The sequence below is a fragment of the Bacillus sp. FSL M7-1020 genome, assembly GCF_038050415.1.
GTDB lineage: Bacteria > Bacillota > Bacilli > Bacillales > Bacillaceae_G > Bacillus_A > Bacillus_A toyonensis.
Window position 1 is genome coordinate 323046 of the sequence record NZ_JBBOTW010000002.1, and the last position, 13336, is coordinate 336381.

13 protein-coding genes and 4 pseudogenes are annotated in these 13336 nt (G+C 32.7%); 13 read left to right on the plus strand and 4 right to left on the minus strand.

Features of this window, described 5'->3' with window-relative positions; translation table 11 throughout:
* Positions 1-67 precede the first annotated feature (67 nt).
* From MHB70_RS28210 to MHB70_RS28225, 4 genes and pseudogenes are all read left to right on the plus strand, one after another.
* A pseudogene (locus MHB70_RS28210) lies at positions 68-624 on the plus strand (Holliday junction resolvase RecU).
* 172 nt (positions 625-796) lie between these two features.
* Positions 797-943, plus strand: a pseudogene (locus MHB70_RS28215) (ArpU family transcriptional regulator); the annotation flags it as partial.
* A gap of 249 nt (positions 944-1192) precedes the next feature.
* The gene (locus tag MHB70_RS28220) at positions 1193-1384 is read left to right on the plus strand and encodes a hypothetical protein (RefSeq protein ID WP_141543700.1); all 192 of its coding nucleotides are present in this window, start codon (positions 1193-1195) and stop codon (positions 1382-1384) included.
* A gap of 344 nt (positions 1385-1728) precedes the next feature.
* Complete coding sequence (locus MHB70_RS28225) at positions 1729-2004, plus strand: hypothetical protein (RefSeq protein ID WP_061530500.1); 276 nt, start codon at positions 1729-1731, stop codon at positions 2002-2004.
* Between the two features lie 130 nt (positions 2005-2134).
* Here MHB70_RS28225 and MHB70_RS28230 read toward each other — a convergent pair whose 3' ends face one another.
* Positions 2135-2272: a DUF3956 domain-containing protein gene (locus MHB70_RS28230; RefSeq protein WP_000376551.1), complete on the minus strand. Its 138-nt coding sequence runs from the start codon at positions 2270-2272 to the stop codon at positions 2135-2137.
* 603 nt (positions 2273-2875) lie between these two features.
* Here MHB70_RS28230 and MHB70_RS28235 point away from each other — a divergent pair.
* Both MHB70_RS28235 and MHB70_RS28240 read left to right on the plus strand, forming a co-directional pair.
* Positions 2876-3148 (plus strand): annotated as a pseudogene (locus tag MHB70_RS28235) (HU family DNA-binding protein).
* A 299-nt stretch (positions 3149-3447) separates the two neighbouring features.
* On the plus strand, positions 3448-4200 hold the full coding sequence (locus tag MHB70_RS28240) for a hypothetical protein (protein WP_061530501.1): 753 nt from the start codon (positions 3448-3450) through the stop codon (positions 4198-4200).
* 142 nt (positions 4201-4342) lie between these two features.
* Here the strand turns inward: MHB70_RS28240 and MHB70_RS28245 are convergent.
* Together MHB70_RS28245 and MHB70_RS28250 are read right to left on the minus strand one after the other, a co-directional pair.
* Positions 4343-4525: pseudogene (locus tag MHB70_RS28245) on the minus strand (type I glutamate--ammonia ligase); the annotation flags it as partial.
* A 17-nt stretch (positions 4526-4542) separates the two neighbouring features.
* Positions 4543-4848 carry a hypothetical protein gene (locus MHB70_RS28250; RefSeq protein WP_061530502.1) on the minus strand — a complete coding sequence of 102 codons (306 nt, stop codon included), beginning with the start codon at positions 4846-4848 and terminating at the stop codon, positions 4543-4545.
* Between the two features lie 672 nt (positions 4849-5520).
* Between MHB70_RS28250 and MHB70_RS28255 the strand changes: the two genes are divergently transcribed.
* Together MHB70_RS28255 and hfq are read left to right on the plus strand one after the other, a co-directional pair.
* A complete protein-coding gene (locus MHB70_RS28255) occupies positions 5521-5853 on the plus strand; it encodes a DUF1904 family protein (RefSeq protein ID WP_001120954.1) in 333 nt (110 codons plus the stop codon).
* 366 nt (positions 5854-6219) lie between these two features.
* Positions 6220-6408 (plus strand): RNA chaperone Hfq, encoded by a 189-nt coding sequence (hfq, locus tag MHB70_RS28260; protein ID WP_061530503.1) that lies wholly within the window; start codon positions 6220-6222, stop codon positions 6406-6408.
* A 106-nt stretch (positions 6409-6514) separates the two neighbouring features.
* Here hfq and MHB70_RS28265 read toward each other — a convergent pair whose 3' ends face one another.
* On the minus strand, positions 6515-7210 hold the full coding sequence (locus MHB70_RS28265) for an ArsR/SmtB family transcription factor (RefSeq protein WP_000993336.1): 696 nt from the start codon (positions 7208-7210) through the stop codon (positions 6515-6517).
* A 100-nt stretch (positions 7211-7310) separates the two neighbouring features.
* Between MHB70_RS28265 and MHB70_RS28270 the strand changes: the two genes are divergently transcribed.
* The 5 genes from MHB70_RS28270 to MHB70_RS28290 all read left to right on the plus strand — a co-directional run bounded on the left by MHB70_RS28270 (position 7311) and on the right by MHB70_RS28290 (position 13026).
* Positions 7311-7931: a flavin reductase family protein gene (locus MHB70_RS28270; protein ID WP_000738849.1), complete on the plus strand. Its 621-nt coding sequence runs from the start codon at positions 7311-7313 to the stop codon at positions 7929-7931.
* 596 nt (positions 7932-8527) lie between these two features.
* Positions 8528-9649, plus strand: a complete 1122-nt coding sequence (gene tnpB, locus MHB70_RS28275; protein WP_341343701.1) for an IS200/IS605 family element RNA-guided endonuclease TnpB — start codon at positions 8528-8530, stop codon at positions 9647-9649.
* A gap of 60 nt (positions 9650-9709) precedes the next feature.
* Complete coding sequence (locus MHB70_RS28280) at positions 9710-10375, plus strand: GNAT family N-acetyltransferase (protein ID WP_230306549.1); 666 nt, start codon at positions 9710-9712, stop codon at positions 10373-10375.
* Between the two features lie 384 nt (positions 10376-10759).
* Positions 10760-11656 carry a helix-turn-helix domain-containing protein gene (locus MHB70_RS28285; RefSeq protein ID WP_097927753.1) on the plus strand — a complete coding sequence of 299 codons (897 nt, stop codon included), beginning with the start codon at positions 10760-10762 and terminating at the stop codon, positions 11654-11656.
* A 548-nt stretch (positions 11657-12204) separates the two neighbouring features.
* On the plus strand, positions 12205-13026 hold the full coding sequence (locus tag MHB70_RS28290; protein WP_061530546.1) for a class I SAM-dependent methyltransferase: 822 nt from the start codon (positions 12205-12207) through the stop codon (positions 13024-13026).
* Positions 13027-13336 lie beyond the last annotated feature (310 nt).

The following is a 13336-nucleotide window of genomic DNA, read 5'->3' on the forward strand; positions in this document are numbered from 1 at the left end:
TATATATTAATTACCTTTTTCGGGAAATAAATGAAATAATCATTTTAATAGAAAGCGACGAATAACAATGGGACAAGGTAACCGTGGAATGGCATTTGAAATGCTTATCAATCTAGCGAACGAAAATGTATCAAAGAGGGGGGAGTGGCGCTTATAAACAAGCTCCAGACTCCTGTGAAGGTATTAAAAAGTAAAAGTGGCCGTGTACTAAATGGATTCTATGAAGCTAAAAGTATAGTAGACTATGATTGCGTGTATAAGGGACAAGCTATTGCGTTTGAAGCTAAATCTACAGAGAAGGATACACGTTTTGATTTAAAGAAAATTGCACAGCATCAATTGGATTATCTGGAGAAAGCTGAAAAGATGGGAGCAATATGTTTCTTTCTTATAGAGTTTAGTAAGGATAAATCAGTATTCGTAGTACCACTATCAGTCATTCAATCTTATGTAAGGATGTCTCATCAACCGAAGGACAAGAAGTCTATACCAGGAGAAGACTTTGATATTTATGGGTAGTTAGTAGAGCAGACAGAACGAGCTCCAGTTATGTTTGATGGAATGATTCAGATTGATCAGGATCATATGAGAGTGACAAATAACATTGAAGCAGCAAAAGAATAGATGGCAAATAAGACACGTAAATTATTAAAGGCTTAATGGATAATAGAAACATGCAGAGTGGATGGTGTGGGCTACTCGCTATGCATGTTTCCCTTATTCAACAATAAGATAGTGAAATTTCACGTACCTTATGTGATGTTAAAAGACAAATTCAGAAATAGGGGATTCCTTCATGGAGAGACAATTAACTTTATTACCGGCTATCGATGATAAGAGAGTACAAAAGGAAGTAGTAAGTGTATTAAAGGAATACATAGCACTCAAGATGCGATTCAGTAATGACGTGGAGCAGGAAGGAATCAGTTTATTCCCTGAGTTACCAAAGAAATACTAAATGCATAAGTGAGAAAGCATCCATAATAGGTGCTTTTTTCTTTTTTATATAGAAATTACATGATAACTGTATTTAAAGAGTGTTCTAGGTATAAAGATAATCGATATATATGAGATGTTGAGAATTAATTAGTATAATGAGATAATAGTGATAGATAGATTTTATGATGTATGTGATCAATCTATTTAATATTGAATTTTAAATAGATGATCTTCGAGTGGAGGAGAAATTAGTTTGTTCGAGCAAAGAAAGAAAAGAATGTTTGTAATCATTTTACTAGGGATAGCCCTCACTGTAGATTTAACGGCTAAACAGCTAGGTTATTACACCGTTGCAGGTGTAAGTGTTCTTTTTGGTATCGCTGTTTCTTTAGCGTGGATTGTTGAAATTATTAGAGATAAGAATAAAGCAGAGGAAACAGGATGATAATTAACATCCAACACGGGTGCTTTTTTCTTTATTGTATAGAAATTACACATTAACCATTTAGCATATAAAGAAATATCGAGCATAGAATGATATTGACACCACGATATTAGAATTATTGCTGCGTTTTAGTGTTACCCCTATGTTCACGAAAGGGCACCTGGATAAGGTGCCTTTTTGATGAACCATTTTAATAAAGAAATCATATAGTATAGTGTAGGACAAGCTAACTGCTTATATCCTATTCAATGCTCATCGAGAAGTCCATTCACATATTTCAGCATCTACTGACGTGGATGCTCTTTTTTATTGAGCAAAACAGACATTAAATTAGGAGGGGAGTGATGGGTATAACATTAGAAGAGTTAGAAAAGTGTTTTAATGAAGCTTTAATTGAAGAAGCAGAGTATGTAGCTGTTCTAATTGAAATGGATGGAATTCCTAGCGATGAAGTAATTATTAACGACAAACATAACATTGATTCTAAACTAGCATATTATATGAAACCGTACAATGAAGATTTAGAACATAGATACACTCCAGGAATTCGTATTGTAGGTTTTGCGTATGGTTATTCGTTCTCAGAAATCCTACGTCAATTAGGATTGTTAGTAAATTAGTGATTAAACCCAATAGTAATTATTGTAGGCGCTGCCGTGATCTGGGTGGCGTCTTGTTTGTTGTTAAGGAAAGATAAAGGGATAAATAAAAAAGAGGACAAAAGCCCTCTTTTTAATAAATACCTAAGGCTTACGCACAAATCGGAATCCCTAATGCTATTAAAGTCAATGCTACTTGAAGAGAAAGCTCTAATCTAGCAATTTCGATTCCAGCAACTGAGACCACTAAAAAAGGTTGTCCATTAACGAACAAAACACAACTGTCCATGCTTACGCCTCCTTTCTAGCAATCTAATACAGTATATGAATAAAACAATAAAATGTAATAGTTTGATTAATTAATTTGATATAATTGATAGATTTGTCCTGTTTAACTATCTAAAAGTTGATACTTCTAGACAACATTTAAAAGTGATGTGAAATTAATCGAAAACATATCTTGAAACTATCTAAAAATTAGTTTGAAATGAAATGTATAAAACACTTATAACTTTTAGACAGTATCAAGTGGATGATTTAATAAAATGATTTAAAGGAATTATCGTGAGGTGTAGGAATATGTCTGGAGAGCCAATCTGCTGCTTTTTTATTTTTAATAGAAAAAAGGAATCCCGAAAGATCCCTTTTTCTAATTCTGATATATCGTAATCGCATATAAGTAAAAACATTAAGTGTTATATAAAAATAAAATAATATAAACAATAAATATTTTAGGATATACAATAAGGAGGAGTTATAACGATTGTCTTCTTAAAATATTGAAAATAGACGATTACACTTGTGACGCATATCAGTACAACATGTTATTTATTGCGCCATGAGTATAGGCACGTTATAATAGTCTCTAATTACATATAAAGAGATGCAGAAAATGAATAAAACAGAATTAATAAAAGTAATAGCGGATAAAGCAGAACTTATACAAAAGGATGCTGCTACAGCGACACAAGCTGTATTAGACGTAATAACAAATACTCTTTCAAATGAAGAGAAAGTACAGATTCTTGAATTTGGTACATTTGAGGTACGTGAAAGATCTGCACGAACAGGGCGGAACCCGCAAACAGGTGAAAAAATGTAAATTGCTGCTTCTAAGGCGCCTGCATTTAAAGCTGGAAATGAATTAAAAGAGGTAGTGAAATAATTATACATAGTGAAAAAGGATCTGATATTCATATCGGATCCTTTTTATTTGTAACATGGCAAGGTCCCTCTTAAAGATGAAAATTTGTATATCTTATTTACGTAATTTATGATATGGTTTCATATGTTAATAAATTACAACAATTTTAAAAAGAAGTATACATTATGATAGATGCTACTTCTTTATAGGAAAAGTCTCAAGGTTAAAAAACGATTTTCGTAGATGAAATGATTGCGAAACAAAAAAGAAAGAGTTGGAAGAAAAGAAACAACAATCACGAAACAAAGGGGTAAATTACAATGAAACGTAAGTTATTAGCAGTTGCACTGCCAGTAATGTTGATGAGTGGTGTAGGTTGTGCAAGTAAGGACGTAGCGGAAGAGAAAAAAGAGGATAGTGTAAAAGTAGCAGACTATAAGGAAACAGAGAAGGAGAAAGATAAAGATAAAAGAACAAATAATGACTCTTCAGCAAGTGATAGCGAGTCTGGAACAACAAATAAGGACCCAATAGCTACTGTAATTAAAGACGTAGATAAAATACACGAAGAAAAAGACAAGTTAGAGAAACAAAAAGAAGCGGAAACAAAGAAGGAAGAAACAAGTAAAAAGGAAGTTCAGGTAGAGAAGAAAGAAGAAGTAAATAAAGAGAAAGACAAGGTGTCTGACGCTACGAAACCTAATAGTATGAAAGAGTATCAAGAAAAAGTAGAAATACAGGCTAATAAATTCATAGCTGCGGTAAAAGCTACGAAACCAATAGTTGAAAAAGATAAAACTCTACGAACAAATAAAGACGAATTAAAAGCACAGTTTAATATAGTGAAAGGAGAGGCAGAGAAGTTAGTAGGCCTTAAACCACCTGAAAAGTACAGTTATTTTAAAATTGAATTTATAGATGCTAATAAGACATTCCTACGGGCATTAGGCGACTTGTTTACAGCTCTAGATGAAGGAGATGTAGAAAAGGGTGATACGGCTTTAAATGGTGTATTATATGGTTTCGAGCAATTTGGTATGACAATAAATGGCATAAGAGACATAGAAGAATAAAGTAAGTCTTAGATTGAATAATAAAATTATGAGAAGTGAAAACAAAAAACCTTGATACAGCTGGTATCAAGGTTTTTTCCTCTTAGTAAGGAGACATATATTGATCGCGTTTCCATTGGTATACTTGCGTGCGGAAGCTATCTCACTCAATTTCTTTTGCTTCGATGAATTGCTCAAATAAATGGTCTCCTAGTGCACCGCATATGACTTCATTCGATTGTAATGTAGCGAATGTTTGCGCTAATGTTGCTGGTAAGTCAATGATACCCGTTTCTTCACGCTCTTCTTATGTCATTACATAGATGCTGCGGTCTACTGTAGCTGGGTCAACACTACGTACTTCTATACTTGTTTTGTTTTCTTTGTTAGTGCAAACTTCAAAAAAGCTGCAAGTAGTAGGAGGAGCGGTATTGCCTGAATAAAGAGAAATCCACTACAAAAATCAAATTCAGTACTATATGGAGAGTCTGTTGCCATCACACCTATAAAAAAAGCCACTGGAATTGTGCATAGATTTACCCCTAAACTGCCCATTATGAATATTAGATTTTTATCCTTAGTTTTTGGTGAATCAGAATTGAAGAATGAGAATACTGCCATGCCGATTATAAAAAGCAGTATTACATAAAGCTGATTAAGATATCCCATAATATTCCTCCGTTATCCTAATTGTACCATTAGTAAGGACGTTTTTGTACAAATTTGGATGAATAAGATATTCATGTAAAGTTAACATAACGTCTCATTATCAGTAGCAAGGAACAGTGGAAACCGTAATCTCACCAAGGAACCTTCTTTTTTGTTCTACGGATCTATGCTTTTTTATACACTCCTATCTTTGCGCAGTTTTAGGGTTCTTGTTTGTTTTTAGATCAACCAAAAAACTGCATTAAATCTTGTTTGATCCTAGGGGTCACTATATATGAACACTACGTATTTGACTTTCTCAATGACCAATATTACTTAACTTGGTAAAATAATATTCAGATGGGAATCCAATGTTATTAAAATTAAAGTGGTTATCAAGTCGGAGGAAGGCACTTTAGGGTGTCTTTTCTTTTTAAAATATATAAGCGCACCATCCCTTTCCTAATAGAGGTCCCCTCATGCCTCCTTACAGGGAGAATGTGATAAGGCATTTTTTATTTACCCAATTACCGAGCTCTCACATGTTTTAAATAGTTACAATACTTGTATTGCTTCAATAACATATGATCATTCTTAAGAATGTCATTGAAATGTATCAATAGATTCTAGTGCAGCAGAATAAATTGTGCTATGATGTGAGCAAATATAAAGCTATCTAACGGAGGGATTCACATGCCGCATGTTGTGTTTCGTGGAATTACTACTGAACAATTAAAACACATAAGCAAGCCATTAGTAGAAGAGCTCGCAGAGATTTGTGAGTGTGGTACGGATAATTTTACGTTGGAACTACCAAGTTCTACGTTTGTATTTAATGGAGAAGAAATAGAAGCGTTTCCTCTTATTGAAGTGAAATGGTTCGAGCGTGGACAGGAAATTCGTGATCGATTTGCCAAGGCCATTACTACATATGTAATGGATTTTGGACTTCCAGAAGTAGAGGTTGTATTTACGGTTTTCACAGAATCAGCGTATTATATTAACGGGAAGCATTGTGCAAGTTAGAGCCATTTGAAAGATTTTTGTAACATTTATAAGGGGTAGAACCACATCGCTATCAAGCTAACTAGACAAAATACCCCCTAAAAAGAAAATGGCGTTATCCTTTCTGAGAAATTATAGGAAAGGATAACGCCTTTATATCAATATGACGGTATCCTATATGAAAAATTAACATCGTTCCAAATGTATATATTGTGTTCATAAGCATCTAAAAGGCAAGGAGTTGAATCATGAGGATCTTACTATCTAATGTAAGCAAAATAGGAAAATGGTTTGGAAAAATAGAAGGTGAATGGGAAATACAAATAGACCACAATGGAAGGCAGAAAGTATTAAAAGAAAAGTAGCTAAAAATAGGGGGCGCATTTCATGTATAACTTACAAGAAGATATGTATGAACAATTGAAAGATAAAAAAGGAGAAGTTACTGTATTTTTAAAGAATGGCATTCCAGTACGTGGAAAGATTCTTGCAACAGATAAATTTACCGTCCTAATGATGGTTCATGGTAAACAACAACTAATCTATAAACAAGCAATCTCTACACTTGCTATTTAATGGGTACCGCCAGCATTTCGGAAAAACCCCACGTTAAGCAAATTTCAACACAAAATAGCCGACTTTAACCCCTTTAAGACTAAATCGGCTGTTTTATATTCAAAACTTAGTTGTTTGTAATATCAAAAGAAAATGTTTCTTTTAGTCCCTTTTTCCCGTCAGAAGTGATTTTTATTGCTCTTGTTTTAGGTAAACGTTGAACCCAATTTAGTTCTAATAGTCTTTCTAGAAGGGCATTTCCTAATGCTCCCGCAAGGTGGTGACGTCTTTCACTCCAATCTAAACATTTGTGTGTAAATGAACGACGCTTTTTCTTAACCCTTTCAAGATCAATTTGAAAATTTGTAAAGAATGACTCCCCTTTTTCAGTAACAGTAAAACCGTCCTTTTCTTCATAAATAACACCTATTTTAATTAAAGAATCTGTTAATTGTACTCCTAAATTTCCCGCAAGATGATCATAACATGTTCTTGCAAAACGCATCGCTTTATCTTCCGAAGCCTGTTTTAATGATTTAATTTCAATGGGTGGAGCTATTGATAAAAATGACTCCATAACTTGAGCAACTTCCGGATTTCGAATTCCATAATATCGATGTCTCCCCTGTTTTTCAACTATAACTACATTCGCATCGACCATTTTTGTCAAATGGAAACTAGCCGTCTGTGGTTTGATTCCTGCCATATATGCTAATTCGCTTGCAGGGTGGAATCTACCATCTAATAAGACTGTTAATATTGTTGCACGAGAAGCTTCACTCACAAGAGTAGCAATCATTGCTACATTTGGATTTGCGTTCATTTTAATTTCCCCCTAATGTAATCCATATTTCGATGATAATCGAAATGTTTATATTCTACAATAAATAGGGAAGAACATATGAATAGGAGGAGAAATAAAGATGAAAAAAATGACTCAGGTTTCAAACACAGAGACTATTAAACCTAAAATTCTATACTACGGAACTCCTGTAATTTTACTAAATTCACTAAATGAAGATGGAACAGTAAACATCAGCCCTATGTCATCATCATGGGCATTAGGAGATTGTATTATATTAGGAATTGGACTTGGTGGGAAAGCTATTGAAAATTTAGAACGACATCCTGAATGTGTAATCAATGTTCCGAGTCCTTCATTATGGGAGAATGTTGAACAATTAGCCCCCTATACAGGGAAAAATCCTGTTCCAGATTATAAGAAAAAGAATGGGTTTACATATGAAAAAGAAAAATATGATATTAGTAGATTAACACCTACTGAGTCTAAATCGGTAAAACCTACTCGAATTATGGAGTGTCCAATTCAAATTGAGGCAAGGGTGAAACATATTCGAATTCCTGATTATTCTCCTGATTTTGCAATTGTTGAGACACAGGCTATACATGTACACGCTCATAAGGAAATCATTCTTGAAGAAAATCATATTGACCCAAATAAATGGAGCCCACTTATATATAATTTCCGTCATTATTTTGGTCTTGGTAACCAGTTAGGTAAAACCTTTCGATCCGAAATATAAATAAATATATTATCTTTTAAATGGGACAATCCTTTCTTAATTAAAGTTATATATTGTAGTAAGAAACCGAATTCCACCTGTTAAGGAATTCGGCTTCTTTATTATTTTTAATTTTGCTAAGAAGTGTTATTTCGATTTCCTTATAGCATCCAATACAACACAATTTAAATTAGCGTTAAAATGGCTCAAAAATCCTTAGCGTGGTTTTATTCCGTTTTGCGGTCTGTATCCCTTAATGGAGGAATGAAGAATAAAGATTGCTGTATCGGAATGGAAAGCATTGAAAAAAGAAACAAAGTTAAAGCTATTGCGTTATGCGATGTTAGAAAGTAAGTATAAGTAGGGGGCCCGCCAACATAACGCGAATTTCGTACGTTAAGGAATTATTAGATGTCTGTTATTTGTTTTAATCATTTTAGCCAAGAAGACTCCTTCCTCAAGGAACGCGAAGTGAGTAGGTGGGAGATGAATTGGCTTCGGACAAGGGATGGCAGGGAGCCATCTTAATTGTTCGACATACATAAATTGTTACTTCACTACCTATCGAATGTATGTTAGTTATATAATAGATACATATCGAAATGGAGGTGAAATGAATGATGATCAATAAAGCATATAAATTTCGTATCTATCCAAATAAAGCACAAGCGACTCTAATCAATAAAACGATTGGCTGTTCTCGTTTTGTATTCAATCATTTCTTATCTCTATGGAATAATGCATACAAAGAAACAGGAAAAGGTTTGACATATGGTACATGCTCTGCCAAACTTCCTGCCATGAAGAAAGAGTTTGTTTGGCTAAAAGAAGTGGATAGTATTGCGATTCAGTCGTCTGTTCGCAACCTTGCGGATGCGTATACACGCTTTTTCAAAAAACAAACTAGTGCCCCCCGTTTCAAATCTAAGAAAAACAACGTACAATCTTACACCACAAAACAAACAAATGAAAACATTACCATTGTAGGAAAAAAGATTAAGCTGCCGAAACTAGGTCTTGTTCGATTTGCCAAGAGTCGCGAAGTAAAGGGACGTATTGTAAATGCTACAGTTAGAAGGAACCCTTCCGGCAGATACTTTGTGTCATTGTTAGCTGAAACAGAAGTACAAGAACTTCCGAAAACACAATCTTACATTGGAATGGATGTGGGACTAAAAGATTTCGCCATTTTGTCAGATGGAACAACCTATAAAAATCCGAAGTTTTTTCGGTCATTAGAAGAGAAGTTGGCGAAAGCACAGCGTGTTCTTTCTAGAAGAATGAAAGGATCTTCTCGCTGGAATAAACAACGAGTAAAAGTAGCTAGAATTCATGAATACATGACAAATGCTAGAAAAGATTACTTGGACAAAATCTCGACTGAAATCATCAAAAACCACGATGTTATCGGTATAGAGGATTTGCAAGTATCGAATATGTTAAAGAATCATAAGTTAGCAAAAGCAATTAGTGAAGTATCATGGTCACAATTTCGAGCCATGTTGGAATATAAAGCAAAATGGTACGGAAAACAAGTCATTGTTGTATCGAAAATATTTGCTTCCAGCCAATTATGTTCTTGTTGTGGATATCGAAACAAAGACGTTAAAAATCTCAACCTACGTAAATGGGACTGCCCTTCTTGTCTTACACACCATGATAGGGATATTAACGCAAGTATTAATCTAAAGAATGAAGCGATGAGGCTTCTAACCGCAAGGACTGTGGAGCTAGCCTAATAAATTAGAGTTCGATAGAACTCTTTACTTAGGAATCCCCCTCTTCTAAACGAAGGGAAAGTGGGGGTAGTTCAAACAATCAATTACAATTCTGAAGTTGCAGGTTATTATGCCATTCATAGTAATCAGTCCCTAACACAATTTTATTTAGATTTATCATACTATAATGAATCCCAAGAGATTTTTAACAATGTTCTTAGTGAGTATTCAATTCAGTCAATACTGGTTCCAACATGCGACGAACTTTTTTTAAGTTTGGTATTAGATCATGATTATAAGATTGAAAAACAAGCTTACTTTTTCCAAGATAACAAAGTGGAAATTCCAAAGGAAAAATTATTTAAAGATGGGGAACTCAGAGCTGCGGTTCCTAGCGATGCTCCAAAAATAACTGAGGTATGTCAGGATTTCATTGGAAAAGTGGAGGAACGTATTGAAAATAGGGAAATATTCACCTACACCAAAGGAAGTATTCTGCTTGGAATAGGGATTATAGAAACAAGTAAGTTACTCGACAGATATGGAAATATGAGCATGTTTACAAATGAACAATACAGAAAAAAAGGAATAGGCAGAACTATAATACATCATCTAAAGGAATGGTGTTATGACAATAATCTAAATCCGATTTGCGGTTGTTGGTATTATAACGCTCCCTCGAAACAAACGTTAGAAAGTGCTGGTATGGTCTCTAAAACAAGATTATTAAATATTAGAGTCCTATAGATTTTTAAATGATTGAATTTATAGCAATCTTAAGTTATTCAAGAATTGGGCGCTTTAATGGAATAAGGATCACAAAAATTATTAAACTTTTTTATAAAAGGATGATTCAATTGAATATAGAAAAAGCGTGTTTTGATCAATCTTTTTTCAAAGCACGCCTTTTCTATTTGTTTTTTATCAAGGTTTAGTAAGTTAATTTAATCAAACTTTATTCAAAAGCTACACATAATAACAAAAATCATTACTGCAATTACGAGTACCGAAAAACATAGACTAATATATGCACTATTAATTAACCAATAATTGCAACTATATTAATTTTACATTACATTAAGGGTGGAGAATATTCTTATACTAATAAAGTGCTAAATAGTAGGTGAAAAGATGGAATTTAACGATTTGGGTATTACCATTAAAGAACTTCGAATTAAAAAAAATATATCACAATCCGAATTATGTCATGGAATATGTTCACAAAGTCAAATTAGTAAGATAGAAAAAGGTATGATTTATCCATCTAGCATATTGTTATACCAATTATCAGAAAGACTTGGTATTGATCCAAATAGTATATTTGCACTAACTCAAAACAAAAAATTAAAATATGTAGAAAATGTAAAATATGTAATGAGAGATTGCACTAAGCAAAAACAATATAAAGAACTTTATGAAATAGTAAAACAAGAGAAAAACCAAAATAATTTCCAATCAACAGAAGATAAACAATTTCTACTATGGCATGAAGCAATTGTTATATTTATGGTGAATAAATCAACAAAAATTGCTTTAAATCTTTTAAATCATGCATTAAAACTAACTTTAACCAATATGGATTGTTTATCAGAAAGAGAAATAGAGATTATGCAGACAATGGCTATATTTCATGGGGAAAATAAAGAATATGAAAAAAGTATTAATATATTACGAAGATGTTTAACTAATTTTAATAAGTTAGATTTTCCTAGAGATAAAGAAATTAAATTAAAAATCATTTTTAATTTAGCAAAAATTTTAGGCCATACAAATCAACATGAAGAGGCAATAAAATACAATGATATAGGTATCAAATTAGCTATTAATCTAAATACTTTATACCTATTAGGTGAACTCTACTATGGAAAAGGTTGGAATTTATTAAGATTAAAACAAAATAATGAAGAAGATGTTGCTGATATCATGAAAAAAGCATTATTTATATTTGAACTAACAGAAAAAGAATATCTTATAAAAATCATTAAAGAAAACTATTTTGAAAACCAAAATAAAAAAAAGCACCCATAATTTCTTAAAAACTACTTACAAAGCCTCCGAAAAAATCCCTGTAGTTTTTAAAATCAGAACCATATTATTAAAATTAAAGTGGTTCAAGTCGGAGGAAGGCACCTTAGGGGGTCTTTTCTTTATACATTAAAAGGGTCTCGGTCTCGACAGCATTTCGGAAAAAAACAATGCTAACTAAGAATATGCAAGATTTCATACAATTTTGCGGATAATTCAGTAATAAACAAGAGCCCTAAAACCGCGCCAGGATAAGAATGTATAAAAAATGCATAGAGCCATAGAAAAAGCTAGATTCCTTGTGAGAGTGAGAATCCGGCTTTTTTTACTAACAATAATAATGCGTTACGTTAACTGGATTTGTATATCATATGCATGTGATAATTGTTCAATAATCGGACCAAATTATGGAGGATCTCCCCTAAAATAATTGAATATTAATGTTAAAGTAGATCCAGCTTATGAAGTAATGTATTTAAACTATAGGACAAAATTATTGATTTCCTATATAATTACAACAAACAAAAGATAGGTTATTTAAGGATGGTGGTATGTTGAAAACAAAAGCTAAATATAAAACTTGGATACGAATTTACAAACTAATTATTTATTTAGTTATTTCACTCATTCTTCTCTTGATAACATTATTACCTGTTAATTTATATCTGCGAGTCCTGTCAGGTATTTTTGCGTTGCCTTTTATTTATATAGCATTTATACTTTCTTATTCAGTTTACCAATTTGCAGCATTTGGGGGTAATTATCAGTCAAAAATACATAATTTAATTGTTACCAAGGTGAATTGGGATGGAAAAGGAAAAATACTAGATATAGGAACGGGTAGCGGTTCACTAATTATTAAACTGGCAAAGACCTTTCCTAAGTCCTTCCTAACTGGGATTGATTATTGGGGGGGGAATTGGGAATATTCCAAATCCCAATGCCAACAGAATGCTAAAATAGAAGGAGTCTCTGATAGAATTGATTTTCTAAAAGCAAGTGCTGCAGAACTCCCTTTTACTGATAATGAATTTGATACAATTGTAAGCTGTCTAACATTTCATGAAGTAAAAGATAGAGAAAATAAAACTGAAGTAATTAAAGAGGCATTAAGAGTGTTAAAACCTGGTGGTAAATTTGTTTTCTTAGATTTGTTTATGGATGAAAAAATATTTGGAGATGAAAAAGAACTCTTAAATGTCTTAAAGAAACAGGGTGTATCTGAATTAAATAGCTACAAGCTTACTGAAGAAATGGAATTACCAAAACTTGTATTGAACAAAAAAGTATTAGGAAATGCAATGATTTTAAGTGGAAGGAAGCTGAATGGGGATAATTCAACACATGCACTTCCAATAACGATAATTATGTAAATGAGCTGTCCATATGGGCAGCTTATTATATTTTTTGCTTAGCGTGTTTTTTCCGAAATGCTGGCGGTTCCACTACTAGTATTCTTGCATTTAAATTATTTTTAATATATTATATTTATATGGTTATATAAAGATGGACGTATACAAAAAGATTTTACCAAAATGTAATATAACTTATGCTTGTCTTTTTAATATGTATCTAGTAAAAAGACATTTTTTATCAATACAATTATGTTTTCAATATAAACGGAAGCTTTTAAATGGAAGTTTACTTACTTTCAATGATAGGAGCTAGTTGTTCTAGAACGTA